We start from the raw sequence: 26076 nt of genomic DNA, 5'->3' as shown, positions 1-26076 counted from the left end.
TTACCACGATCAATAAGTAGAGATCTGATATGTCCAATCAATTTGATTTTCGCGCTGCTGCTAAACAAGTTCTTGATATCGAAGTTGCTGCTCTGCAAGAGCTAGATACCTACTTTGATGATCAATTTGAAAAAGCGTGTGAACTTATCCTTTCCAACAACGGCAAAGTTGTCGTTATGGGTATTGGCAAGTCAGGCCATATTGGTAACAAGATTGCCGCCACTCTGGCAAGCACTGGGACTTCGGCGTTTTTCGTTCATCCAGGCGAAGCCGCACATGGTGACTTGGGTATGATTAGCCCTGGTGACATTGTGCTGGCAATTTCTAACTCTGGTGAATCAAACGAAATTCTGTCTCTATTTCCAGTATTAAAGCGCCTGAATATTAAGATCATCAGCATGACAGGTAAGCCAGAATCAAATATGGCCAAGCTGTCTGACTTACACCTGCAAATTACGGTACCTCAAGAAGCTTGTCCGTTAGGCCTGGCGCCAACTAGCAGTACGACTGCCACATTAGTGATGGGAGATGCATTAGCCGTAGCTCTGCTTCAAGCTCGTGGTTTTTCTGCCGAAGATTTTGCCCTATCTCACCCAGGTGGTGCACTGGGGAGAAAACTGCTACTTAAGTTGTCTGATATTATGCACTTTGGAGAAGCGTTACCTAAAGTTTCTCCTGACGCATTAATTCGCGATGCCCTGCTTGAAATTTCAGAAAAGGGGTTAGGCATGACAGCCATCGTCGATGAGCACGATGCTATGCTTGGTATATTCACCGATGGTGATTTACGTCGTACCTTAGACAAGCGTATCGATATTCATACGACGGCAATTGGCGAGTTCATGACGACAAACCCAACCACAGCACACCCTGATATGCTGGCGGTTGAAGGTTTGAACTTGATGCAGAATAAAAACATTAACGCTCTGATTTTATGTAAAGACGAAAAAATTGTGGGTGCACTGAACATGCACGATTTACTAAAAGCTGGCGTGATGTAATATCAGCACAAACATTTAAATCATTTATTAGACGAATAAAGGCAATGGTCAGGGAAGTACTGAGCTAAACGATAGGCCTTCATTATATGAGTTTTACTCGCCTTATTTATTTGCTCTTGATCTTCGTTGTAGCGTGGTGCGGTTATTACCTACTAACCCCTAAAGGCAACGACGCAATTCAAGTAGCACCAGATTCTGAACTGCCCATGTTCAGTGGTTCTGGATTAGAAAATATCACCTACGGTGAAGATGGTGTCCGCAGTTACATCATTCGCTCCACTAACTTAGACCATTATGCTAAGAGTGGAGATACTATTTTTAATAACCCGACTTTGATGGTTTACCGTGAAGGTAGCGTCATTGAATGGAAGGTGACTGCCACAAGAGCAGTGTTAGATGAAGACCAAGTTTTGACTTTATATGACAAAGTCTTAATGCAAAACCTTCTGCCTGGTGCGAGTTTTGATACCATGGCAACAGACAAATTGGTCATTAATCTAACCAATCGTGATTTTAAAGCTGACCAACAAGTAATGTTGGTTGGACCACAATTTGAAACTACTGGAGGCGCAATGCAAGGTAACTTAAAACAGCATACTGCGACTCTGACAGATGAAGTTCAAGGTCGATATGAAACCGTTACACCTTAGCCTACTGGCACTGGTATTGGCGGCGCCTCAAGCGCTGGCACTCAAGTCGGATACTCAACAGCCGGTTTACATAAACTCTGACACCCAACAGGTGGATATGAAGAGTAACCAGGTTGTTTTTGAAGGCGATGTATCTCTTAAGCAAGGGAGCATCAATATCGATGCTGATAGAATCGTGGTAACTCGCGATCCTAAAACCGAAGCAATTAAACAGATTCAAGCATTTGGTAAACCTGCGAAGTTTTCTCAGCTGATGGACGATGGTAAAACACTTAGTGGTCAAGCTACGGAGCTGGATTACCGTATTTCTACAGACGAACTGACCATGAAAGGTCAAGCGCAGCTGGCGCAAGACAACAACACCATCAAAGGTTCTTCGATTCGTTACCAAATTGGTAAACAAAAGCTAGTCGCAGATAGCTCTAAGGAAGAGCGCGTTACGACCATTTTGCAACCCAATCAGATAGAGAACTAATATGGCAGTACTGAGTGCGAAAAACTTGGCGAAAAGCTACAAAAAACGCAAAGTCGTCACTGATGTTAGCTTAGAAGTTGAATCTGGTCAGATTGTTGGGCTACTCGGTCCAAACGGCGCGGGTAAAACCACCTCGTTTTACATGATTGTCGGCTTAGTACCTCGTGATGAGGGCACCATTACCATTGACGACAATGACATCAGTATTTTACCGATGCATAGCCGTTCACGCCTTGGCATTGGCTATCTTCCGCAAGAAGCGTCGATTTTCCGTAAGCTTTCAGTAGAAGATAACATCATGGCCGTACTTGAAACTCGTCAAGAAATGACGAGGGAAGAGCGCCAAGATAAACTGGAAGATTTGTTGGAAGAATTCCACATCCAGCACATCAGAACCAGTGCTGGTATGGCACTATCAGGGGGTGAGCGACGCAGGGTGGAAATCGCTCGAGCTTTAGCGGCCAACCCTCAGTTCATTTTATTGGATGAACCTTTCGCTGGTGTTGACCCAATTTCGGTTAATGACATCAAGAAAATCATTGAGCATCTGCGCGATCGTGGTCTCGGAGTGTTAATCACTGACCATAATGTACGTGAAACACTGGACGTATGTGAAAAAGCCTATATCGTGAGCCAAGGGCACCTAATTGCATCGGGAACTCCGGCAGAAGTTCTCAATAATGAACAGGTGAAACAAGTTTATCTCGGCGAACAATTCCGTCTATGATTATATTAGGAACGGTAAGATTCTGAGCATTACAAGGTAAGTAACACTGAATGAAACCTTCATTACAACTCAAGCTAGGTCAGCAGTTAGCCATGACGCCACAGTTGCAGCAAGCGATTCGCTTATTGCAATTGTCGACACTCGATCTTCAACAAGAAATCCAAGAAGCGTTGGACTCAAACCCATTATTGGAAGTTGAAGAAGGCCAAGACGAGCCTCTAGCAAACGGTGAAGATAAGTCAGCGGTCGAGGCTGCTGATAGCAACAGTGCTAGCGAACCAACAGAAATTGACGTTCCAGATAGCTCCGATGTGATAGAGAAATCAGAAATTAGCTCTGAACTTGAAATCGACACGACTTGGGATGACGTCTACAGCGCTAATACTGGTAGCACTGGCTTAGCTCTTGATGATGATATGCCCGTCTACCAAGGCGAAACCACTGAATCGTTACATGATTACCTCATGTGGCAGCTTGACCTAACACCATTCAGTGAAACCGACCGCACGATTGCATTAGCGATTATTGACGCTGTTGACGACTACGGCTATTTAACTTTGTCGCCTGAAGAGATTCATGAGAGCTTCGATAATGAAGAGATAGAGTTAGACGAAGTAGAAGCCGTTCGTAAACGCATTCAACAATTCGATCCTCTTGGAGTTGCATCACGTAACTTACAAGAATGTTTGTTACTGCAACTGACGACCTTCCCAGAAGACACGCCGTGGCTTGCTGAAGCCAAAATGATACTTGCGGATCATATTGATCACCTAGGCAACCGAGACTACAAGCTCGTCATCAAAGAGACTAAGCTGAAAGAAGCCGATCTTCGTGAAGTCTTAAAGCTTATCCAACAGTTAGATCCTCGTCCAGGTAGTCGCATCACTCCTGATGATACCGAGTACGTAATTCCAGACGTATCCGTTTTTAAAGACAATGGCAAATGGACCGTTTCTATAAACCCGGATAGCGTGCCAAAATTAAAAGTAAATCAACAATATGCTCAATTAGGCAAAGGTAATAGCGCGGATAGCCAGTACATCCGCAGCAATTTGCAAGAGGCAAAATGGTTAATTAAGAGCTTAGAGAGTAGAAACGAGACGCTACTCAAAGTTGCAAGATGTATTGTTGAACATCAACAAGATTTCTTCGAGTATGGTGAGGAAGCCATGAAGCCAATGGTACTCAATGATGTCGCTTTGGCTGTGGACATGCATGAATCCACGATTTCTCGTGTAACAACGCAAAAGTTTATGCATACACCACGTGGTATTTTTGAATTGAAGTACTTCTTCTCTAGCCATGTTAGTACTGACAACGGCGGAGAATGTTCGTCAACAGCAATTCGTGCACTCATTAAAAAACTGGTCGCAGCAGAGAATACTGCCAAACCACTGAGTGATAGCAAGATTGCTGCTCTTCTGGCTGACCAAGGGATTCAGGTCGCAAGACGTACGATAGCCAAATATCGCGAATCCTTGGGAATTGCCCCTTCAAGTCAGCGTAAACGCCTATTATAAGGCACTAACTGAAAAGGAAAGTCTATGCAAATCAATATTCAAGGCCATCACGTTGATCTTACCGATTCAATGCAAGACTATGTAAATTCTAAGTTTCAGAAGCTCGAAAGGTTCTTCGACCATATCAATCAAGTGCATGTTGTACTAAAAGTTGAAAAAATTACTCAAATCGCGGAAGCTACGCTTCACATAAATCAAGGCGAAATCCACGCATCAGCCGATGACGAAAATATGTATGCCGCGATCGATTCGCTGGTAGATAAATTGGTTCGCCAACTTAATAAGCACAAAGAAAAACTAAACAGTCATTAATCATGCAACTGAGCGAAATACTGTCATTGGACTGCACCAAAAGTGCGGTCCACTGCACGAGTAAAAAACGCGCCCTTGAAATGATCAGCCGTATCGTGGCTGATCAAACGGGCCAAGATTCTACCGAGCTGTTCGAATGCATGCTCAATAGAGAAAAAATGGGCAGTACCGGTATCGGAAACGGTATTGCGATCCCTCACGCGAGAATGCAATCAAGCGACAAGGCCATTGCTGTCTTACTGCAATGTGATGAAGCAATCGAATTTGATGCGATTGACAATCGACCTGTCGATCTTCTTTTTGCGCTCCTTGTACCAGAAGAACAGTGCAAAGAGCACCTCAAGACTCTATCCTCTATGGCAGAACGTCTGAGCGATAAGCAAGTATTAAAACTACTGCGTAATGCTCAGAGTGATGAAGAACTTTACGACATCATGATTCACCAATAAGCAGGACTAACTCCATGCGACTAATCGTTGTTAGCGGGCACTCAGGTGCCGGTAAAAGTATTGCGCTTCGTGTACTGGAAGACTTAGGTTACTACTGTGTTGATAACCTGCCAGTTAACTTGCTGGACGCATTTGTTCATTCTGTTGCTGACAGCAAACAGAATGTTGCAGTCAGCATTGATATTCGTAATATTCCTAAAAAGCTAAAAGAACTGACGAGTACACTAGAACAGTTAAAAACTGAGCTTGATGTGACCGTGCTTTTCTTGGACGCTAATAAAGAAACGCTACTCAAACGCTACAGCGAAACACGCCGAATTCACCCGTTATCTTTAGGTGGCACCTCCCTCTCGCTCGATCAAGCCATCGAGCGTGAGAAGCAAATTTTGACGCCACTCAAAGCGCATGCAGATCTGGTCCTAAATAGTAGTGGGCAGTCTTTGCATGAATTGAGTGAAACCGTGCGTATGCGCGTTGAAGGCAGAGATCGCAAAGGGCTCGTTATGGTATTTGAGTCTTTTGGTTTTAAATACGGCCTGCCTTCCGATGCCGATTACGTATTCGACGTTCGCTTCTTACCTAACCCACATTGGGAACCAGCACTACGCCCGCTTACAGGTCTGGATGCTCCTATCGCCGCATTTTTAGAGCAACACCAATCGGTGTTAAGTTTGAAATATCAAATTGAAAGCTTTATAGAGAATTGGTTACCTCTGCTTGAGAAAAACAACCGCAGCTACCTGACCGTTGCAATCGGTTGTACTGGTGGTAAGCACCGCTCGGTGTACTTAACTCAGCAAATCGGTGAATACTTCTCCAACAAAGGACACCAAGTACAAATTCGCCATACCTCACTAGAGAAAAACGCTAAGGAGTAGCCGTGGAGTTAAGTCGTAAAGTATTGATTCAAAACCGCCTTGGCTTACATGCTCGTGCAGCAGTCAAACTGGTCGAACTGGCACAGAGCTTTGAAGCGGTCATCACCATCGACAATGAAGAAGACAAAACCGCCACAGCAGACAGCGTAATGGGCCTGTTAATGCTAGAGTCCGCTCAAGGACAATACGTCACGATCCACGCAACGGGTGGGCAAGCGGAAGAAGCACTGGATGCCATTTGCCATTTGATCGAAGATAAATTTGATGAAGGCGAGTAGTTTACTCGCTTTTTTCTTACCTCCCATTATCTTTCTCTTCCCTGACCTAATAAATAAATTTGCTTAGTATCATAAGTTGTTATTAAAAGGCGCCTAGAATTAAGTTATTATTCAACGCATTGTAAATATCAGGAATTGGGAGGAATGAATGGCAGAGCAAATTGAATTCGACCAAGCTCACCAAGCCCTCCAAGAAGTCACAGAAGCGCTAGAAAATGGCCGCTTCGTCCATGTTCGTCGTCAATTGCAGGACATGGAACCTGAGGATATCGCTCACCTTTTAGAAGCCTCCCCACGTAAGAGCCGTGAAGTTCTTTGGCAACTCACCGACCCTGAAGATTATGGTGAAATCCTTGACGAGCTGAACGAAGACGTCAAAGACAGCCTCGTATCCAAAATGGCACCAGAAGCGCTTGCAGAAGCGACAGAAGGCATGGATACCGATGACGTGGCTTACGTACTGCGTAGCTTGCCTGACAACCTGTCACGCGAAGTCCTGTCGCAAATGGACTCCTCTGACCGTCTACGGGTCGAAACCGCCCTATCCTACCCAGAAGACACTGCGGGTGGACTGATGAACACCGACGTCATCACAATTCGTGGTGACGTCGATGTGGACGTAGTTTTGCGTTATCTACGTATGAAAGGCGAGCTTCCAGAAGCTACGGATGCCCTGTATGTGATCGATGAAGAGAGTAAGCTCATCGGTGAACTGCCGATCACGACGCTTATTACCACTCAGCCAGACGTAAAAATCATTGATGTAATGGAAGACGCGGACGAGGCCATCACCGTCGATACTAGCGACTCAGATGTTGCGAGTCTGTTCGAGCGCCGTAATTGGGTATCTGCACCTGTTGTTGATGAAAACTTGCATTTGGTCGGTCGTATCACCATCGATGACGTGGTTGACGTTATTCGTGAAGACGCGGAACACTCGATGATGAGTATGGCGGGTATGGACGATGACGAAGATACTTTCGCGCCTGTTGTAAAATCAGCTCGCAAACGCAGTATCTGGCTTGGCGCTAACGTATTAGCCGCCCTTGCTGCTGCTTCCGTTTCTAATATGTTTGAGGCCACATTAGATCAAATGGCGGCCATTGCAGTATTGATGACGATTGTTCCGTCCATGGGTGGTGTCGCTGGTAACCAAACCGTCGCACTAGTGATTCGTGGTCTTGCTCTTGGTCATATCGGTGACTCAAACAAACGCGAACTGTTAATGAAAGAAGCTTCGATCGGCTTACTCAACGGTATCATGTGGGCGCTGATTATTGGTGGTATTGTTGTTGCTTGGAAAGGTAACTGGATGCTCGGAGGAATCATTTCCGCCGCCATGCTGACCAACTTATTGGTCGCAGGTATTGCAGGAGTAACGATTCCAATCCTATTGAAAAAAATGAACATCGATCCTGCTTTAGCTGGTGGTATGGCATTAACGACGGTGACGGATGTGATTGGTTTATCTGTCTTCTTAGGGCTTGCCACAATACTGATTACCTAACAGAAAAAACGAAAAAGCCTGATGAACACATCAGGCTTTTTTGATTCTGAATTGCTAGAAAAGCTTATTCACCCGCCACTTTCATGGTATCCAGTAGGATAGAGCCCGTTTGGATTTGTGAGCGCGTTTCAATATCACTACCAACCGCCACAATCTTGGTGAACATGTCTTTTAGATTACCTGCGATGGTAATTTCTGATACTGGGTATTGGATTTCACCATTCTCAACCCAGAAGCCTGCGGCACCGCGAGAGTAATCCCCCGTTACCACGTTCACACCTTGTCCCATGACTTCTGTCACTAGAAGACCAGTACCGAGCTCTTTAAGCATTTGTTCGAAGTTTTGGCCTGTCGACTTCACGTACCAGTTATGAATCCCACCAGCGTGACCTGTCGGCGTCATCTTCATTTTACGTGCGGCATAACTGGTTAACAGATAAGTTGCTAGCACACCGTCGGTAATGATCTCACGGTCTTGAGTGTACACACCTTCACTATCGAATGGACTTGATGCCAAACCACGCAATACATGCGGACGTTCTGAGATATTGAACCATTCAGGAAGCACTTGTTTGCCTAGATGGTCAAGTAAGAAAGAAGATTTTCGGTACAGGTTACCACCGCTAATCGCCATAACGAGATGGCCAATCAAGCCTGTCGCAACATCAGCCGCAAACATGATTGGGTATTGACCAGTTTTTAGACGCTGCGCATCTAAGCGGTTAACCGTATTCTCTGCCGCCTTACGACCCACCGTTTCTGGGGTCCATAAGTCATCACGATGACGTGCCACGGTGTAGCTGTAATCACGTTCCATCTCGCCGTTTTGACCAACGCCAATTACACAACAGCTAGTACTATGGCGGCTAGACGCATAACTAGCTAATAAGCCATGGCTATTGCCATACACTTTCACGCCGTAATGACTATCATAACTCGCGCCATCACTTTGCTTGATTGCACTGTCATAACTTAGCGCCTCTTTTTCTGCTGCAATCGCCACATTGGCAGCATAGTCTGGATCGGGTGCGTCAGGGTGGAAAAGATCAAGCTCAGGGATCTCTTGCACCATGTATTCTTTTGTTGCAGGGCCTGCAAATGGGTCTTCAGATGTGTAATGTGCAATATCTAGCGCCGCTATAACGGTTTGCTCGATTGCCGCTTCACTTAAATCAGACGTGGAAGCACTGCCTTTGCGTTGACCTCGGTAAACGGTAATGCCCAGCGCACCATCGCTGTTGAACTCGACATTCTCTACTTCACCCATACGAGTTGAAACACTTAAACCAGTGCTTTTAGTAATTGCGACTTCGGCGGCGTCAGATTTTGCCGATGCAAGCTTTAAGGCTCTTGCGACGGCTTGCTCTAGCTCGGTACGTTGCTCAGCAACCTGCTGTTTAATATCCATTGTCTTTCACATCTTGTCTTTGATGAACAATAGGATAACAAGAATTTCGCTTTCTCCCCATGATTCTTGTTAAAATAGTCATAATATTAATCAAAACACAGGCAACTGAAATGGCACGTAAGAATCAAAAAGCGCCATGGGAACCAGAAGAAGAGATCATCTGGGTAAGTAAATCCGAGATGAAGCGAGACATGGAAGAACTGCAAAAGCTAGGTGAGGAGCTTGTCGGCCTCAAACCTTCAGTTCTAGAAAAGTTTCCATTGAGTGAAGATTTGCGAGAAGCAATTGCTGACGCGCAACGTTTTAAAAATGAAGCGCGTCGTCGCCAATTACAACGTATTGGTAAATTGATGCGTTACGAAGATCCAGAGCCAATCCAAGCCGCACTGGATAAAATTCGTAATAAGCACTCTCAATTAACGGCGGTATTCCACAAACTTGAAGCGTTGCGTGATCGCGTAGTGGAAGAAGGTGACAAAGCCATTGATGACGTAATGGAAATGTACCCAGAAGCGGATCGTCAGCGTCTACGCCAACTTGCTCGCCAAGCAGCGAAAGAGAAAAAATCTGGGAAACCAGCAAAAGCGTACCGCGAAATCTTTCAGCTCCTTAAAGGTCTAAACGAAGAAGAGTTTTAATTCGAGGGCTCACGCAATGAGCATTCGATTTAAACGCAAAAAGCAGACGTAAATGTCTGCTTTTTTTATCTTTGGTTTTACAGTCAGCGTTACACTAAGCGATTAACGCGGTCTCCGCGCTCGAAAGCGTTAATGTTCTCAATCAGGATTTCCGCTAAACGTTGGATAGATGAGTCGCTGCCCCATGCAACATGCGGTGTCAATAACAAATTAGGTAAACTCATATTGGCAATCAGCGGATTGCTCTCATCAGCCGGTTCTTGTGTAAAAACATCAAAACCAGCCGCTGCAATTTCTTGCTGTTTTAAGGCATCCACCAGTGCGCTCTCATCCACCAAACCTCCACGCCCTGTATTAATCAAAATGGCGTTGGACTTCATTTGTTTCAACTCTGCTTGACCAATTAAATTCTGAGTATGATCGTTGAGCGGGCAATGCAAAGTCAGCGCATCGGAGCGTTTTAATACTTCCTCAAACGACACATAACCTTGTCTACATTCTGCCGCCCCTTTACGCTCAGAAAACAACACGGTCATTCCTAACGCTTGAGCCAGATTCGCCGTCGCTTGCCCTAGTGCCCCACTACCAACAACACCTAACGTGCTACCACCAATATCCCCGATTGGGTGAGTAAAAAAACAAAACTGCTGGTTACGCTGCCACTCACCTGCGGCAATATCTTGGTGGTACCCAAATAAATTCCGTCTTAAAGCGAATAACATTGCCATCACGTGCTCGGGCACCGAACGCGTCGCGTAACCACGTACATTAGCAACCGCAATATCATGATTAGCACAGTAGTTCACATCGACGTTGTTAAAACCAGTTGCGGCAACCGCGATCATCCGTAATTTTGGTAGTTGCTCTAATACATGTTGGTCAAGCAGGACTTTATTGCTAATCACGATATCGGCATCTGCTAACCTTTCTATTACCTGCCCAGGCGCAGTTAGGTCGTACTCACGCCAGTGGTGCGGAAAGCCAGGTCGTGGGATCTCAATATGTTCTGGGATGGTCGCTCGATCTAAAAATACGATGCTTGGCAAAGACATAACAACTCCTTGTTCACGGCTGAAAGACAGGATACATCAACCACAGTAACGAAATAGCCAAAAATAGCGAACTAGAAAGAACCGCTGTTGAGTGCAATTGGCATTAAGGGTGTGGCAACGTTTTATAATCAGGCAATGTACGCTCTGGCGAAAAATAGTTAAAGATCATCGCCTCGGCTTCAGAATAAAAGTCACAGGGTACAAAAATACTGCTCAGCTGATCCGTAGCTGGATGATAAAAACTTAGCTCCGCAGCGTGCAACTCTAAACGTTCTGAAAACTGATACGCCTCTTCGCTTGCATAAAACTCATCACCCACAATCGCATGACCAATCGCCATCAAATGCACGCGTAACTGATGCGATCGACCAGTAATGGGCAGTAGTCGCACAACGGTCGTATGGGTGCCATCAGGGTGCACTTCACGCTTCACTACTTGGAATAAAGTTTGAGATGGTTTGCCGTCGTCAAAACATACTTTTTGTCGTGGACGATTTGGCCAATCACAAATTAATGGAAGATCAATATTCCCTTCTTGCGACTCAACATGCCCCCAAACACGTGCGTAATACACCTTGTGAGTGAGGCGATATTGGAACTGCTTTTTTAATGCTCGCTCCGCGGGTTTGTTTTTCGCCAGCAGCATCAACCCTGATGTCGACATATCCAAGCGATGCACAACTTGAATTTCTGGATGCAACTCTTTGAGGCGGCTCCACATGCTGTCGTAATGCTCTGCAAGGCGACCAGGGACAGACAGCAGCCCTGATGGCTTATTCACTGCCAGAATGTCGTCATCCTCAAAAACGATATCAACCCAAGGGTCGGTGGGAGGGGTATATTCAAGCATTGCCATGGGAGATCTCTACAAAATAAAAACGCCGCGATTATATACCCAAATAGCACCCAGATGCAGGATTCTGAAGAAAAGTTCAACCCAATAAAACAAAGTCAATCCTTTAGCATAAAAACTAAAAATAGCACGTTGTAAATTTAGTTTGACAACAAGACGCATAACTGAATAGAGTGCTAGATGCACACAGCATGGTATTCGCAAAGAATACTTAAAATAAATACACCAAAACACAGCATTTAAAAGACATTACCGTTGCGCAGTATAGGGCGAGCGCTCAGCTTGTCATGTACTGCGGTATGTATCTCTTTAGAAAGATACATAAGATAAAAAGGACAATAAGCAATGGACTCCGCCGTTATAGATAAACCCCAATCCAAACTTTCCTTATTTTTTCGTTCGCTAGGCCCCGGCATATTAATGGCATCTGCTGCGGTCGGTGGCTCTCACCTCGTGGCATCAACCAAGGCTGGTGCGATTTATGGTTGGCAATTGGCTGCACTGATTCTGCTCGTAAACCTGTTTAAATACCCTTTTTTCCGAGCGGGCGTACAGTACACCATGGGGACAGGGCTGACCTTGGTTGAGGGCTACGCGAAATTAGGTCGGCCTTATCTATGGCTATTTCTATTTCTGAGCGTGGTATCGGCCGTCATCAATACCGCCGCTTTGTTGATGTTTAGCGCTAGCTTGCTGGGCTACTTCATTCCGTTTTCACTATCAATGGCATCACTCAGCATCATTGTGATTGTCACCTGCCTGATCATATTATTTGCTGGCCATTACAAAGCGCTCGATACGCTATCTAAAGTGATCATGTCGGTGTTAACTATCGCGACTTTACTCGCTGTTTCTATAGCCTTTGGTAACCCTGTTGAACAAGTGGCCAACTTCGAGCCGCCGTCACCTTGGTCTATTGCGGCTATTGGTTTTATCGTCGTGACAATGGGGTGGATGCCTGCACCGATAGAGATCTCCTGTTTAACCTCAGCATGGCTAAAACGCCAATCAAGCCAGCAAGAAGTAACATACCGCTCTGCTCTATTTGACTTTAATGTCGGTTATATTGGCACGGCGTTTCTTGCCATTATCTTTGTATCGCTAGGCTCTTTGATGCTTTATGGATCTGGCGTTGCGCTTGAAAGCTCTGGCGTTGGCTTCTCCCACCAATTGGTTGGCTTATATGCGGCAACGATTGGCGAATGGTCTCGTTACTTGATCGCGGTAATTGCGTTTTTCTGTATCTTTGGCAGCACGATTACCGTTATTGATGGCTACTCGCGCGTTATTTCGGATTCTCAACGCCTACTGCGCTCGCAACCAGACACTAACCCTAAAACCACTTCAGCGATCATGCTGGTAGTCTCCTTACTTGCATTGGGTATTGTGGTTTTCTGGGCTTCTGCGTTATTGCCTATGCTGAACTTTGCGATGATCCTCGCCTTTATGACCACGCCATTCTTTGCTCTGCTAAATTACACCTTAGTGAGCAAAACTGAGTTACCTGAGCCTTTGGCTGTTGGACCTAAACTAAAGTGGTTGTCGATTGCAGGCCTGATTTACTTGTTTGGCTTCTTGGCTGTATTTATCTGGTGGAAGTGGTTGATGTAAATGAGATAGCTATCAGTGATTAATGCATTCCGCATAAAGAAACTAAACCGTAAATAAAGAAAAAGGTCTTCAACTGAAGACCTTTTTTTAATGAGCAATAAATACTTACTTAGTTGTGGCTCACCACAATCAAACGCAGCGAGTCGAGCTGAACCTGAGCTTGGTTGATATAACCAGTAAGCTCTTTAATTTGTGCGTCGATAGCTTCAATTTCTTCGTCACGAATATTTGGGTTCACCGCTTTCAGTGCTTGCAAACGCTCAAGCTCTGCATTCAAACTGTGCTGCATATCTTGATGAGCTTGTTTGCGTACTTCTTCGACCTTCTCTTCAATAAGAACATCACCGGCTTCAATTAAGCGGTGTACGTCTTTCTGTACCGACGTAACCAACTTGCTACCTAAGTGACGGTTTACAGGGCTGAGCTGGCGGTTAAAGCTTTCAAACTCCACTTGAGCAGACAAATCATTACCACGCGAGTCCATCATTAAACGGATTGGCGTTTTCGGTAAGAAGCGCGCGATACCACTGCGTTTTGGCGCTTGCGCATCTACCGCGTAAATCAACTCAAGAAGAATAGTCCCGACTGGTAACGCTTTGTTTTTCAATAGAGATACCGCAGACGTCCCCACCCCTTCACTCATAAGAAGATCGATACCACCCTGGATCATTGGGTGTTCCCAACTGATAAAGTGCATATCTTCACGAGATAAAGCCGTATCACGATCAAACGTGATCGTCGCTCCTTCGTATGGCAGACCTGGATAGCTTGGCACCATCATGTGCTCAGATGGGGTCACAATCAGGGCGTTTTCACCTTTATCGTCTTGATTCAAGCCAATCGTGTCAAAAAGAGAAAGTGCGAAGGTGACCAGATTGGTATCGCCGTCAGTTGATTCAATTTTCTCAACGATTTGTTGTGCTTTTTCCCCGCCATTTGAATGCATTTCTAATAGGCGATCACGGCCTTGCTCCAATTGGGATTTCAGCTCTTTATTCATTTTTGCTGACGCTTCAATGATCTCATCTAGCGTGCTGGTATCACCAGAGGCAAGAATTTCAATCAGATCATCGGAGTACTTATCGTAAACAGCACGGCCTGTTGGGCAGGTTTCCGCAAAAGCGTTCAGGCCTTCATCGAACCAACGTGCTAGGATCGCTTGCGATGTGCCTTTCAGGTAAGGAACATGAATGTCGATATCGCGATTTTGACCGATACGGTCCAAACGACCAATACGTTGCTCAAGCAAGTCTGGGTTAAATGGCAAGTCGAACATGACAAGTTGGTTGGCAAACTGGAAGTTACGACCTTCAGAGCCGATTTCGCTACAGATAAGAACTTGTGCTCCACCTTCTTCTTGCGCAAAGTAAGCCGCCGCTTTGTCACGTTCAAGAATCGACATACCTTCGTGGAAAACGGTGGCGCGGATACCTTCACGCTCACGCAGTGCTTGCTCCAATTGCAGTGCGGTACTCGCACGAGAAGCAATCACGAGGATTTTCTCGCTGCGCTTCTCTTTTACTTTTTCAAGCAACCAATTCACACGCGAGTCAAACTGCCACCAGCTCGCGTCATCGCCTTCAAATTCTTGGAAAATTTCTTCCGGGTAAAGGTTCTTCATCGCACGTGCTTCAGAACTCATCTTACCGCCAATCATTCCAGCAACACGCATTGATGTAGTGTATTGCGGTGGAATATCCATTGGCATCAGATGCACGTTACGCGTAGGGAAGCCTTTGATGGCCGCGCGCGTGTTACGGAACAAAACACGCCCTGTACCATGACGATCCATCAAGTTATCGATCAGCTCTTGGCGTGCCGACGCTTTAGCTTCTTCGTCCGCTTCACTTTCAATAATACGGAAAAGTGGTTCTACGTCTTGCTCAGAAAGCAGTTCAGTAATTTGGTTTTTTGCTTCATTAGGTAGCTTTTCACCGGAAAAGAGTGAAGTAATCGCATCTGCTACGGGCGCGTATTGCTCTTCTTCCTCAACGAATGCTTCGTAAGCATAGAAGCGGTCTGGATCCAACAAACGCAGACGAGCAAAGTGACTCTCACGACCAAGCTGCTCTGGCGTTGCAGTCAGTAGCAACACACCTGGAGTACGTTCAGCCAAGCCTTCTACCACTTGGTATTCACGGCTCGGTTTATCTTGGCTCCATTCAAGGTGATGCGCTTCATCGACAACCAGTAGGTCCCATTCACCTTCCAGTGCTTGTTCAAAACGCTTGCGGCTCTTGCGTAGGAAATCCAAAGAACACAGCACATATTGCTGAGTATCAAATGGGTTTTCTGCATCCGCAAACGCTTCGATACAGCGCTCTTCGTCAAAGATAGAGAAATGCAGATTGAAACGACGCATCATCTCAACCAGCCATTGATGCTGCAGTGTTTCAGGCACCACAATCAAAATGCGTTCGGCACGACCAGACAGAACTTGTTGGTGGATGATCATGCCCGCTTCGATGGTTTTACCCAAACCTACCTCATCCGCCAATAAGACGCGTGGCGCGTGACGACGGCCAACTTCGTGCGCGATGTAAAGCTGATGAGGGATCAAACCTGCACGCATACCACATAGGCCACGCATTGGGCTCTTATGCTGCTCAAACTGGTTGGTTAGCGCACGGTAACGCAGAACAAAGTTGTCCATACGGTCGATTTGACCGGCGTACAACTTATCTTGAGGTTTGTTAAAACGAATTTGGTTGCTAAGGAAAATCTCACGCAGAACAACAGCGGTTTCTTGCGTGTCTTCACGAGTACCGAAATAGGTGTAAAGACCTTCATCTTCCAGTACTTCTTCTACTTTTAGAGACCAACCTTCTTGGCAATCGATGACATCCCCAACATTAAAGGTGACTCGGGTAACAGGTGCATCGTTACGTGCGTAAACTCGGTTTTCCTCTGACGCTGCAAACATCAATGTCACAGTACGAGCATCCATTGCTACAACGGTACCTAAACCTAAATCGCTTTCCGTATCGCTAATCCAGCGCTGCCCCAAAGCAAATGTCATGAATTGACTACCTCGTTATTAGTTCTTGATTCGTATTTCTTGTTGGTCTACTCATGCCCGTGGGCATGGATAATAGTTTAGATCTGATTCTGGCTTCTGCTATGCCGATAGCATTCGTCATTTCAGTATGAACTGAGTATTTTTTAAGCCAGCTCAACATGATAAATCGGACGTAGCCTATACGCAGAAAAAGGTCGCTAATCTTACTTGAAGCTGTGATTTAGGTCACGCCGAAACCGCACCAAGCAGAAACTTTTTTTCCCAAACTCTAAATGCAATCAAATTGTAAAATACTCATGCCAATTATTAAGTTGTAGAACGTAAATATTACGTATACTTCTAATGAGGGGCGTTTAAAACCATTGCATATGATTTAAGCGCGTTAGTACACGATTAGGATCAACACGGGTTTGCAGTAAGTTGTCTTGCTACTCGGTTGCACACTAGCCGACATCAGCCCGACAACCTCTATTGCAAGCAATCAGAGTTAGGTCACTTCACACCTATTTGGAAACGACCTAACAACTCGCATGCAGAGCCGTACTACGGCAAGGAGACGCTATGGGCGATACCGATCGGAAACTGTTTGTACTCGATACCAACATTCTTCTTCATGAACCCTTTGCCATCTTCTCTTTCCAAGAACACGATGTCGTTATCCCCATGACCGTGTTGGAAGAACTCGACCGAATCAAAGACAGTAAGCGCGACGTTGCAAGAGATGCGCGCGTGGCTATTCGCACCTTGGAAGATTTGTTTAAAGAAGCAACGCCAGATGAAATCTCTGAAGGCATTCCTGTTTCTAAAGACAACCCCGACCAAGGTACTATTTCCATTTTGGCGGATTTTGAACTGCAGGAAACCGTCAAAGCCTTCGCCGACAAAGCCGGTGACAACCGTATTCTCAACGCGGTGCTTTATCTGCAAAATAAACGTGCACCACGCGAAGTGGTACTGATCACGAAAGACATCAACATGCGTCTGCGAGCCAAAGGGGCTGGTGTACGCTTTGTTGAGGATTATAGAACCGACCAACTGATTGACGACATTCAATACCTAACCAAGGGCTTTCAATTGCGTGAAGGTGATTTCTGGAGCGGTATTGAGGAAGTAGAAAGCTATGCACTGGGTGGAAAAACTTACCATAAACTCAGTCGCGAACCCTTCGACCCAACCTTTATCAACCAATACGTTATTGATGAAGACAGTGACTTTGCTGGTCGCGTAGAAACCATCAATGAAGACAAGTTAACGCTTCTCGACCTGAGCCGCGAACGCCTAATGCATCGCAAGGCTTGGGACATCACACCTAAAAATATCTACCAGGGAATGGCGTTAGATGCCTTACTCGATCCAGAAATTGACTTGGTGATTCTAACGGGTGCGGCGGGTAGTGGTAAGACATTACTGGCAATGGCTGCAGCATTGGAACAAACCATTGAAAAAAGCATGTTCGATAAAATTATCGTAACACGTAACACGCCAGATATCGGTGAATCCATCGGCTTCTTACCCGGATCCGAAGAGGAGAAAATGATGCCGTGGTTAGCGGCGGTGACCGATACCTTGGAAGCACTACATAAACACGATCACTGCACTGAAGGCTCATTGAAGTACATCTGCGATAAAGCCAACATTCAATTTAAATCGATCAACTTTATGCGTGGCCGTTCGATTCAAAATGCGTTTGTACTGCTTGATGAGTGTCAAAACCTCACTGCATCACAAATCAAAACCATCATTACCCGCTGTGGTGAAGGAACCAAAATCGTCTGCTCCGGTAACTTGGCGCAGATTGACTCTCATTACCTCACCCCAGTGACATCAGGATTGACGTACATGGTTGAGCGCTTCAAGAACTTTGAAGGCAGCGCAAATATTCACCTCAACGGCGTGGTTCGTAGCCGCTTGGCGGAATTTGCTGAAGAAAACCTGTAATTGACACCGACTCGCAAAGCAAAAGAGCGCTCTAATGAGCGCTCTTTTTATAACGATTCGACTGAGTTACTCAGTGCCACCCACTGTCAGTGAGTCCAGCTTCAAGGTCGGCTGACCAACACCAACTGGCACACTTTGACCTGCTTTACCACATACGCCAACGCCCTTGTCGATACTTAGGTCGTTACCGACCATAGAGACTTGCTGCATTGCTTCGATACCTGAGCCAATCAACGTCGCACCTTTAACAGGGCGCGTAATTTTACCGTTTTCAATCAAGTATGCTTCGGATGCAGAGAACACAAACTTACCCGAAGTAATGTCCACCTGGCCGCCACCAAAGTTTGGCGCATACAACCCTTTCTCGACCGTCGAGATTATTTCTTCTGGCGTATGTTCACCTGGTAGCATGTAGGTGTTGGTCATACGCGGCATTGGTAAATGTGCATAAGACTCACGACGACCGTTACCTGTTGGGTTCACACCCATTAACCGCGCGTTTAGCTTGTCTTGCATGTAACCTTTCAGCACACCATTTTCGATAAGCGTGTTGTACTGACCGTTTACCCCTTCATCATCCACATTCAGTGAACCACGAAGGTCTTTTAACGTGCCGTCATCGACGATGGTACACAGCGAAGACGTCACTTGTTGACCCATTTTGCCAGAGAAAACCGAAGATTCCTTCCGGTTAAAATCACCTTCTAGGCCATGACCTACCGCTTCGTGTAGCAACACGCCAGGCCAGCCAGAACCCAATACCACTGGCATCATGCCAGCTGGTGCTGCTTCTGCTTCAAGGTTGATTAACGCCATGCGAATCGCTTCGTCTGCGTAATGAAAAGCTTGTTTCACACCATTGCTTTCCGTTAAAAAGAAATCGTAACCGAAACGGCCGCCGCCACCAGCACTACCGCGTTCACGTCGTTCACCTTTTTGTGCGAGCACGCTAATAGACAAACGCACCAAAGGACGAATATCGCCTGCATAAGTACCGTCTGTTGCCGCAACAAGCATCTGCTCATGCACACCGCTGATGCTGATCGAAACTTCTTTAATCAATGGTTCTTTAGTGCGGATGTAAGCATCTAGAGATTTGAGTAATTCTGTTTTTTGCTGCTTTTCCCATTCAGCTAGTGGATTCACAGCCGCGTAGTACGCTTGGTTTTCGGTGCGTTTAAACGCTTGGACTTTGCCATTTTGCCCTTGCTGAGCAATACCGCGCGCCGCCATTGCACTCTGCTTCAGGCCTTCAGGCTGGATTTGATCAGAGTAGGCAAAGCCTGTTTTCTCGCCAGTTACTGCACGGACACCAACACCACAATCAATGTTAAAAGAGCCATCTTTGATGATGCTGTCTTCTAGAACCAGAGACTCATGCCAGCTGGACTGAAAGTAAATGTCCGCATAATCGATCTGGCGCGTCGCAATGCTGGCAAGCGTGTCAGCAATGTCTTGTTCTGTCAGACCATTTGGGGCAAGGAGTGCCTGTTCTATTTGGTTTGTGCTCATAGTTAGCTCTTTTATTTCCGTCTCAATTCATTTTGAAAGCGACTGTGTTGAGTCAGCGGCATATTCTGCCTTACTTGTTGGCTTTGTGACAAATCTATCTCAGTCACCAATAAACCTACTTCATCCTGAAGCTGTTTATGGATACGTCCCCAAGGGTCAACGACCATTGAGTGTCCCCATGTTTTTCGTCCACATGGATGCGTTCCAGTTTGTCCGCTTGCCAAAATCCAACATTGTGTCTCAATCGCTCTAGCTCGCAATAATACTTCCCAGTGAGCTTGCCCCGTCACAGCGGTAAACGCAGCGGGCACCACAATGATATCCGCCCCTTCTTGACGCAATACTTTATAAAGTTCTGGGAAACGTAAATCATAACAAATACTCAATCCAACACTGCCGATATCAGTTTCCGCAACGACTATTTGATTACCCGCCATAAACGTATCCGACTCACGATAACTACCATAACCATCGGCTACGTCGACATCAAACATATGCAGTTTGTCATAGTGAGCAATGCATTTACCGTGCGGCGGAAATACAAGTGTTGTGGTGGTGACACCTTTTGCGGTTTGAATGGGCATGCTTCCGACAATTAGCGTTAACTGGTTCTTTCTAGCGATTTCACAGAGCCGCTGTTGAATCATGCCACTGCCAAGTGGCTCTGCATGTTGATGATAAGCTTCGCGACTGGAAAATAGCACTGTATTTTCAGGAGTAAGAACAAGTTTGGCACCTTGCTTGCTCGCTAAAGCACACTGTTTTTCAATGAAGTCCAAATTCGCGTTAATATCCGGACCCGAAGTCATTTGAATAATGCCAACACGCTCCATGTGTTTCCTCCCTATTCCATTATATTCGGTGAGTTATTTGGCCTGCTCACGCAGTTTTTCTGGCAGCTTATATTCACCTTTACTTCGCGAAATTTCTTTCACCGTTGGTGAATCTAGTGGGCCTTTCACTTCATAATTGACTTGAGTGAAGACCTCAACCACCGGAGATATCACCGTAGAGATGGCCAAGACATACAAAGCAGTTTGAGGCGCAACGGCAAACGCGGTCAGCATTGGTAGGCCTGATGTGATGTCTGGTGTGAATTTCACTTCCGCATCAACCATTCTGCTGTTCATATTAGCGATGCCGCGGATTTGCATTTCCCCTGCTAACGCATCCATTACGATATCATTGGTGATAAACACACCGTCTTGGATTTTGCCCGTTCCCGTGATCGAGTTGAATGCCATGCCTTTATCGAATACGTCGGTAAAGTCGAGCTGCATCTTACGGATGATAGAATCCAAGCTAAACAAGCCTAACAAGCGTGCCGCACCACTAACTTCACTGATCACGCCTTTACCAAATTCCGTTGAGACGTTTCCTTGCAAGGTTTGTGTCTTCATTGACCAAGGTGCGCCGTCCCATTCCATATTGGCATTGATCTCAAATGGTGCTTGTTGAATGCCTGATGTAATACCAAAGCGCTCCATAAGATCGGTGTTGTTATCACCTTTCATTTTCATGGTTAAGTTGGAATGACTACTCTCTTTCGTCAGGTCCCACCAACCACTCATATCAATGCGGTTTTTGCCGCTACTAAAGGTGATATTTTTCCACTCCAAGCGGTTCTGGCGACGCTGCAAATCAACATTCACTTTGCCCACTTTGTAGCCTTGCAGCCAAAAATCATCAATGTTCAAAGTTAAGTTTGGCATCTCAGCGTGAAACTTGCGGTCAAAATTGGTAATCAAAGGTGCGTTTTGATCTTCACTCGCAAAGATTGAACTGCGCTCTTTGGTCATCTCTTCAAACCCTGGGATGTACAGATGCAAGTGCTCTAGAGAGACCGATAGATCATAGGGTTTCAGATAGTTAGCTTTCCCTTTAACCTCTTGACTGTCCACATCGAGTTGCCAACTCAAATTTTTCTTGCTTGCTGAAAAATCCACATCATGAAACTCAATCCCACCGAGCTGTAAGTTTGGCGTTTCAACTTCAATGCGTGTCGGCAATGGAATGGTCGGCGTTTTCATGCTTGCCAAAACAGACGATGAAGGCTTGCTCTCAGAGACCTGCGCAAGCTCAGCCCATTGGTCTAAATTCAGTTCTTCGACACGCACCGAAGCATCGTGCCCGACAATAGGACTAATCCGGAAGCCACCTTTGCCAACCATTAAATGAGTCGCAGTCAGAACCGGGACATCGCCAGCGATATCTATCTCAGTTTGATACTTCACATTTGGGATCTGTAGTCTTGCTGAAATACTCTCTTGGTTGCCGGATGCTTGCAGTTTCGCTTGCCCAGACTCACCAATTTTTTTCGCTAAAGGATAAGGATATTGACTAGCCAGACGATTTAGCTGCGCCAGCACTTCAAGCTGATAAGTGAAACCAACATCATTGAGTTGCAAGTCAATGTCCATTTGCCACGGCGCATGGCCAGAAACAAGGTTTAACCAACGCTCACCGACATAGGGTTTGAGAGGCTCGACATCCCAATCTCCTAATGTATTAATTGTCACGTTGTAGCCTTGCTCCGCACTCTCTCCATGGAAATCAAGAGAGATAGGCTGTTGTAATAATTCGGCCGACAAACCCGATGTGGTAACCACATCATTGTCGAAGGTGATGCGCCCTGTGGCGTTTTCAAGCGTCATTGGCGGCGCTTCAATATCAACACGATTTTCTGTTAAATCTGCATAACCCCAAGCGCGAGACTCTTTCTCAAAATCAAACGGTATGTTGAGTTGAAACTCAGAGTAAACGGGCCCACTCACTTGCAGCGCTGTCAATGCGGCACCGACTGAATCCACTAATGGCGTCGCCATCATGTAGTCACGGACTTCATTACCCGGCGCGCTTGCTTTCGCTTCAATCTCGATGTGTCCACCTTCTGCCAACTCAGGGATTCGCCCAGTGATACGCTTGGCATGAACGCCATTTAGTGTGGCTGATTTTGAATCCAAATACATGGCATCATTTTCAAACAGCAAGTCTAGCTGCAAATCCGTGATGGTTGGCCATGCCGTATCAAAGCTAAATTTCGCGTCTTTTAATCCAACCCAAGCTTGGAACATGCCATTATGTTCTTTGTAAGGAAAATCACCTAACTCGCCATACCACAACAATTTCGCTGTGTTCACTTTACCGCCCTGAATCGCGGTCGAAAGATAGTCGGTCAAGTCTTGTCCAAGTGCCAGAGTCGGTAGATAGCGCCATGTCTCACCCGCGTTGTAGAGATCCGCTTCGGCATAGAACGATAAAAATGGGCTTTGTTCTTTTGGAAAATCAAGACGGAATGCCCCCAAGACTTGAAGATCAGGCGTTGCTGCCGTCACTTTATCCGCCCACAAACGCCAACCCGCATCATCTTGCTGCCAGATAATATCGACTTCACCTTGTTTGATATTCAGCGGAGCTTGGAATACATCGCCGTACGGAAAGACATCATCAATGACGGTGACTCTTGCTTTAGCTTGATTCACATCCCCCGATACGCTGCCCTGTACGTGATGAAACCCGGGTAGGAGCTCCCATTGTGTCATCGCGAGTTCATCCAGTTCAGCCGAGTAGCGTAAGGTGTCTAAACCACCGTTCATTGACAATCGGACATCTTCGACCCGACCTTTCGGTGCTAGTTTGTTAATAAGGTCACTGGTCGACTCTGACTCTGGAGCCAGCTTAATGAGCGGAATGAGTGCTTCAATGTCGAGTTGAGAGAGATTAAGCATCCAGCCGTTTGGTTGCCAATCAAACGCGACGTCTAGCTCTGGCCAAGGGGTATTATCGGTTCTGATCTGAAGTGAGTGGCCATTTACTTTCCAGCCTTGTTTATCTGGTCGAAGATTGAAAATTCCAGACTCAATAAACAGCTCATGATGTCCATCTTCATTCCACACCAACTCGGAAGGCAGCAATTCAACATAAGCATCATGCGGTTGGCTATGTTTGAGCGTTAGCCAAGTATTTAAGCTGACTTTACCCGACTCTGCTCCTGACTCTTCTTGCATGTAAGTGGTCAGCCAAGGTGTGACCGAGACATCTTGAGCACTCACGTAAAACTCACCAGATACATCGCGCAACGAGCCATGATCTTTAAAGTTAGCGCTTACTAACAATGAGTTCATGCGAACATCGGCAATGCTAACCGTGCCTTCGGCTACGTGACGTTTCCCTTGATTGCTCCAACGAAGCTGCTCAATATCTAAACGGCGAGTTTCACCAGACACCGACTTATACCAAATCCGTGAATCGCTAATAGTGAAGTCTTCGAACTGACGTAAAAGAAGTGAGTCGAGTTGGTCAATGAGTTTCACTTCGCTCTTATCCACTTCAGGCTTCGGATCTTGACGATGAGAAGTCGGCAGAATGTCTACCGTGTGAATGTCTAAAGCGAGGTTATGAATGGTAAGGTCTGCAACTACAGGTTTAAGTTGAAAAAGAGATTGAACAAGGTCGAACTCAATTTGGACTTCTTCAACAGCGAAGCGTGCATCTTGCACGTTTGGTAGATTTGCCTCTAAACCCAGTAACGCGATTGAGGGATGATTATTGCGCCACGTCCCTGCGACATTGGCAATAGAAACGTCAAAACCTGTGCCTTGTTTGACCCAGGTTTTGATCTCATCTTGGAAGTGGTTAAGTTGCGGCAGTGTGACGCGAAGCGTGGTTACTAATATGGCTAATAACACCAATACAGTAACTAAACTCCACGCACAAAAACGCCCAAAACGGTTAACACCAGAATTCACAAATGTTCCAAATTACATCATTACGACGTCAAACTGTTCCTGAATGTACAGGGGTTCAGCCTGAACTCGCACTTGCTTGCCAATAAATACTTCGAGCTCAGCCAACGCATGAGACTCATCGCCCAATAGCGCTTCAGCAACAAACGGCGATGCGTACACGACAAAATTATCGGCGTCGTAAGCACGGTTCACACGAGTAATCTCGCGTAATATCTCAAAGCATACGGTTTCGACTGTTTTCACGCTGCCACGGCCTTCACAAGTAGGACAACCAGAACACAAGATATGTTCAATACTTTCTCGCGTGCGCTTACGCGTCATTTCAACTAAGCCAAGCTGGGTAAAACCGTTGATGTTGGTTTTTACTCGGTCTTTCGCCAGCGCCGTTTCCAGTGAGGTAAGTACTCGCTGACGATGCTCTTCGGATGCCATATCGATAAAATCAATAATGATGATACCGCCGAGGTTACGTAAACGTAGCTGACGCGCAATAGCTTGCGTTGCCTCTATATTGGTATTGAAGATAGTCTCTTCGAGATTACGACGACCAACAAATGCACCCGTGTTGATGTCGATGGTGGTCATGGCTTCGGTTTGATCGATGATCAAATAGCCGCCCGATTTTAGCTCGACCTTGCGCTCTAAAGAACGCTGAATTTCGTTTTCGGTGTCGTACATGTCAAAGATTGGCTTGTCACCTTCGTAAAGCTCAAGCTTATCTGTTAACTCCGGTACATACTCAGAAGTGAATTCTTTCAGGTTCTCGTATTCAAGGCGGGAGTCGACCATGATCTTATCGAGCTCTGTGCCAACAAAGTCACGCAGAATGCGTTGAGCTAAGCCGAGTTCACCGTAAAGTGTTGAACGCGTTTTGTATTTTGAGCGACGCTCCATGACTTTTAGCCACAAACGCTTTAGAAATGCCGCATCTTGAGATAGCTCTTTTTCATCAGCGCCTTCTGCCGCGGTACGAATGATAAAACCACCGTGCTCATCGCAGTAATGGTTCACCACCTTTTTCAAACGCTCGCGCTCTTTTTCACTTTCAATACGCTGCGAAACACCGACATGGCTGGCCCCCGGCATAAAAACAAGATAACGCGAAGGTAAGGTGATATCCGTCGTTAAACGCGCACCTTTTGTGCCGAGCGGATCTTTGACCACTTGCACAACAATGTCTTGTCCCTGGCGTACCAGCTCAGAGATATCACGGACTTGAAACTGCTGTTTTTCGTTTTCTGCCACACATTCGGTATGAGGAACAATATCTGACGCATGTAAAAATGCCGCTTTATCTAAACCAATGTCGACGAAAGCCGCCTGCATACCTGGTAACACTCGGCTTACTTTGCCTTTGTATATATTGCCCACAATACCGCGACGCGATTCGCGCTCGATATGTATTTCTTGTAGTACTCCACCTTCAATCATGGCCACACGAGTTTCACTCGGGGTCACGTTAAGCAGCAATTCTGCACTCATGTGCACACCTCAAAACAA

Annotated in this window: 21 protein-coding genes; 13 read left to right on the top strand and 8 right to left on the bottom strand. The window is 45.9% G+C overall.

The window, feature by feature from the left end; genetic code table 11:
* The first annotated feature begins 29 nt into the window (after positions 1–29).
* From kdsD to mgtE, 10 genes are all read left to right on the top strand, one after another.
* On the top strand, positions 30–1001 hold the full coding sequence (gene kdsD / locus R8N47_RS19775) for an arabinose-5-phosphate isomerase KdsD (protein ID WP_213913913.1): 972 nt from the start codon (positions 30–32) through the stop codon (positions 999–1001).
* Positions 1002–1087: 86 nt separating this feature from the next.
* On the top strand, positions 1088–1651 hold the full coding sequence (gene lptC / locus R8N47_RS19770; RefSeq protein WP_005381106.1) for an LPS export ABC transporter periplasmic protein LptC: 564 nt from the start codon (positions 1088–1090) through the stop codon (positions 1649–1651).
* The gene (lptA, locus tag R8N47_RS19765; RefSeq protein WP_005381109.1) at positions 1632–2126 is read left to right on the top strand and encodes a lipopolysaccharide transport periplasmic protein LptA; all 495 of its coding nucleotides are present in this window, start codon (positions 1632–1634) and stop codon (positions 2124–2126) included. The genes lptC and lptA overlap by 20 nt, the downstream gene beginning before the upstream one ends.
* Before the next feature lies 1 nt (position 2127).
* Positions 2128–2853 carry an LPS export ABC transporter ATP-binding protein gene (lptB, locus tag R8N47_RS19760; RefSeq protein WP_005381111.1) on the top strand — a complete coding sequence of 242 codons (726 nt, stop codon included), beginning with the start codon at positions 2128–2130 and terminating at the stop codon, positions 2851–2853.
* 50 nt (positions 2854–2903) lie between these two features.
* Complete coding sequence (locus tag R8N47_RS19755; RefSeq protein ID WP_005381112.1) at positions 2904–4373, top strand: RNA polymerase factor sigma-54; 1470 nt, start codon at positions 2904–2906, stop codon at positions 4371–4373.
* Positions 4374–4397: 24 nt separating this feature from the next.
* Entirely contained in the window at positions 4398–4685 is a 288-nt protein-coding gene (gene hpf / locus R8N47_RS19750) for a ribosome hibernation promoting factor (protein ID WP_005381114.1), read from the top strand.
* Positions 4686–4687: 2 nt separating this feature from the next.
* Positions 4688–5134, top strand: a complete 447-nt coding sequence (gene ptsN / locus R8N47_RS19745) for a PTS IIA-like nitrogen regulatory protein PtsN (RefSeq protein WP_005381116.1) — start codon at positions 4688–4690, stop codon at positions 5132–5134.
* Between the two features lie 14 nt (positions 5135–5148).
* Positions 5149–6012 (top strand): RNase adapter RapZ, encoded by an 864-nt coding sequence (rapZ, locus tag R8N47_RS19740; RefSeq protein WP_054577138.1) that lies wholly within the window; start codon positions 5149–5151, stop codon positions 6010–6012.
* Between the two features lie 2 nt (positions 6013–6014).
* Positions 6015–6290, top strand: coding sequence for an HPr family phosphocarrier protein (locus R8N47_RS19735; RefSeq protein WP_064354320.1), 276 nt, complete (start codon positions 6015–6017; stop codon positions 6288–6290).
* Between the two features lie 148 nt (positions 6291–6438).
* Complete coding sequence (gene mgtE, locus R8N47_RS19730; RefSeq protein WP_005381121.1) at positions 6439–7797, top strand: magnesium transporter; 1359 nt, start codon at positions 6439–6441, stop codon at positions 7795–7797.
* A 64-nt stretch (positions 7798–7861) separates the two neighbouring features.
* Here the strand turns inward: mgtE and pmbA are convergent, their stop codons facing one another.
* Positions 7862–9205 (bottom strand): metalloprotease PmbA, encoded by a 1344-nt coding sequence (pmbA, locus tag R8N47_RS19725; protein ID WP_064354321.1) that lies wholly within the window; start codon positions 9203–9205, stop codon positions 7862–7864.
* 110 nt (positions 9206–9315) lie between these two features.
* Between pmbA and yjgA the strand changes: the two genes are divergently transcribed.
* Complete coding sequence (gene yjgA / locus R8N47_RS19720; protein WP_033907410.1) at positions 9316–9843, top strand: ribosome biogenesis factor YjgA; 528 nt, start codon at positions 9316–9318, stop codon at positions 9841–9843.
* An 89-nt stretch (positions 9844–9932) separates the two neighbouring features.
* Here the strand turns inward: yjgA and R8N47_RS19715 are convergent, their stop codons facing one another.
* Both R8N47_RS19715 and R8N47_RS19710 read right to left on the bottom strand, forming a co-directional pair.
* Complete coding sequence (locus tag R8N47_RS19715) at positions 9933–10895, bottom strand: D-2-hydroxyacid dehydrogenase (protein ID WP_064354322.1); 963 nt, start codon at positions 10893–10895, stop codon at positions 9933–9935.
* Between the two features lie 103 nt (positions 10896–10998).
* Complete coding sequence (locus R8N47_RS19710; RefSeq protein ID WP_005381128.1) at positions 10999–11751, bottom strand: pseudouridine synthase; 753 nt, start codon at positions 11749–11751, stop codon at positions 10999–11001.
* A gap of 342 nt (positions 11752–12093) precedes the next feature.
* Here R8N47_RS19710 and R8N47_RS19705 point away from each other — a divergent pair, with 342 nt between their 5' ends.
* Positions 12094–13359 carry an NRAMP family divalent metal transporter gene (locus R8N47_RS19705; protein WP_005381130.1) on the top strand — a complete coding sequence of 422 codons (1266 nt, stop codon included), beginning with the start codon at positions 12094–12096 and terminating at the stop codon, positions 13357–13359.
* Positions 13360–13468: 109 nt separating this feature from the next.
* Here the strand turns inward: R8N47_RS19705 and rapA are convergent, their stop codons facing one another.
* On the bottom strand, positions 13469–16378 hold the full coding sequence (gene rapA, locus R8N47_RS19700; protein ID WP_033907411.1) for an RNA polymerase-associated protein RapA: 2910 nt from the start codon (positions 16376–16378) through the stop codon (positions 13469–13471).
* Positions 16379–16939: 561 nt separating this feature from the next.
* On the opposite strand from rapA, the gene R8N47_RS19695 reads away from it, so the two are divergent.
* A complete protein-coding gene (locus tag R8N47_RS19695) occupies positions 16940–18316 on the top strand; it encodes a PhoH family protein (protein WP_005381133.1) in 1377 nt (458 codons plus the stop codon).
* Positions 18317–18382: 66 nt separating this feature from the next.
* On the opposite strand, the gene tldD is transcribed toward R8N47_RS19695, so the two are convergent.
* Genes tldD through rng form a run of 4 tightly spaced genes read right to left on the bottom strand, consistent with a single transcriptional unit; the run spans position 18383 to position 26058 of the window.
* The gene (gene tldD / locus R8N47_RS19690; protein WP_005381134.1) at positions 18383–19828 is read right to left on the bottom strand and encodes a metalloprotease TldD; all 1446 of its coding nucleotides are present in this window, start codon (positions 19826–19828) and stop codon (positions 18383–18385) included.
* 11 nt (positions 19829–19839) lie between these two features.
* Complete coding sequence (locus R8N47_RS19685) at positions 19840–20661, bottom strand: carbon-nitrogen hydrolase family protein (RefSeq protein WP_005381136.1); 822 nt, start codon at positions 20659–20661, stop codon at positions 19840–19842.
* Positions 20662–20694: 33 nt separating this feature from the next.
* Positions 20695–24576 carry a YhdP family protein gene (locus tag R8N47_RS19680; RefSeq protein WP_064354323.1) on the bottom strand — a complete coding sequence of 1294 codons (3882 nt, stop codon included), beginning with the start codon at positions 24574–24576 and terminating at the stop codon, positions 20695–20697.
* Positions 24577–24588: 12 nt separating this feature from the next.
* Positions 24589–26058: a ribonuclease G gene (gene rng / locus R8N47_RS19675; RefSeq protein WP_005381138.1), complete on the bottom strand. Its 1470-nt coding sequence runs from the start codon at positions 26056–26058 to the stop codon at positions 24589–24591.
* Positions 26059–26076 lie beyond the last annotated feature (18 nt).

The organism is Vibrio sp. 2132-1 (assembly GCF_033344315.1).
Note: the sequence above shows the minus strand (reverse complement) of the source record. Positions and strands in the feature narration are given on the sequence as shown.

What these genes read in the sequence shown, in the direction of transcription:
- kdsD (WP_213913913.1), top strand. Translation starts at nt 30, where the DNA reads ATGTCCAATCAATTTGATTTTCGCGCTGCTGCTAAACAAGTTCTTGAT.
- lptC (WP_005381106.1), top strand. Translation starts at nt 1,088, where the DNA reads ATGAGTTTTACTCGCCTTATTTATTTGCTCTTGATCTTCGTTGTAGCG.
- lptA (WP_005381109.1), top strand. Translation starts at nt 1,632, where the DNA reads ATGAAACCGTTACACCTTAGCCTACTGGCACTGGTATTGGCGGCGCCT.
- lptB (WP_005381111.1), top strand. Translation starts at nt 2,128, where the DNA reads ATGGCAGTACTGAGTGCGAAAAACTTGGCGAAAAGCTACAAAAAACGC.
- R8N47_RS19755 (WP_005381112.1), top strand. Translation starts at nt 2,904, where the DNA reads ATGAAACCTTCATTACAACTCAAGCTAGGTCAGCAGTTAGCCATGACG.
- hpf (WP_005381114.1), top strand. Translation starts at nt 4,398, where the DNA reads ATGCAAATCAATATTCAAGGCCATCACGTTGATCTTACCGATTCAATG.
- ptsN (WP_005381116.1), top strand. Translation starts at nt 4,688, where the DNA reads ATGCAACTGAGCGAAATACTGTCATTGGACTGCACCAAAAGTGCGGTC.
- rapZ (WP_054577138.1), top strand. Translation starts at nt 5,149, where the DNA reads ATGCGACTAATCGTTGTTAGCGGGCACTCAGGTGCCGGTAAAAGTATT.
- mgtE (WP_005381121.1), top strand. Translation starts at nt 6,439, where the DNA reads ATGGCAGAGCAAATTGAATTCGACCAAGCTCACCAAGCCCTCCAAGAA.
- pmbA (WP_064354321.1), bottom strand. Translation starts at nt 9,205, where the DNA reads ATGGATATTAAACAGCAGGTTGCTGAGCAACGTACCGAGCTAGAGCAA.
- yjgA (WP_033907410.1), top strand. Translation starts at nt 9,316, where the DNA reads ATGGCACGTAAGAATCAAAAAGCGCCATGGGAACCAGAAGAAGAGATC.
- R8N47_RS19715 (WP_064354322.1), bottom strand. Translation starts at nt 10,895, where the DNA reads ATGTCTTTGCCAAGCATCGTATTTTTAGATCGAGCGACCATCCCAGAA.
- R8N47_RS19710 (WP_005381128.1), bottom strand. Translation starts at nt 11,751, where the DNA reads ATGGCAATGCTTGAATATACCCCTCCCACCGACCCTTGGGTTGATATC.
- R8N47_RS19705 (WP_005381130.1), top strand. Translation starts at nt 12,094, where the DNA reads ATGGACTCCGCCGTTATAGATAAACCCCAATCCAAACTTTCCTTATTT.
- rapA (WP_033907411.1), bottom strand. Translation starts at nt 16,378, where the DNA reads ATGACATTTGCTTTGGGGCAGCGCTGGATTAGCGATACGGAAAGCGAT.
- R8N47_RS19695 (WP_005381133.1), top strand. Translation starts at nt 16,940, where the DNA reads ATGGGCGATACCGATCGGAAACTGTTTGTACTCGATACCAACATTCTT.
- tldD (WP_005381134.1), bottom strand. Translation starts at nt 19,828, where the DNA reads ATGAGCACAAACCAAATAGAACAGGCACTCCTTGCCCCAAATGGTCTG.
- R8N47_RS19685 (WP_005381136.1), bottom strand. Translation starts at nt 20,661, where the DNA reads ATGGAGCGTGTTGGCATTATTCAAATGACTTCGGGTCCGGATATTAAC.
- rng (WP_005381138.1), bottom strand. Translation starts at nt 26,058, where the DNA reads ATGAGTGCAGAATTGCTGCTTAACGTGACCCCGAGTGAAACTCGTGTG.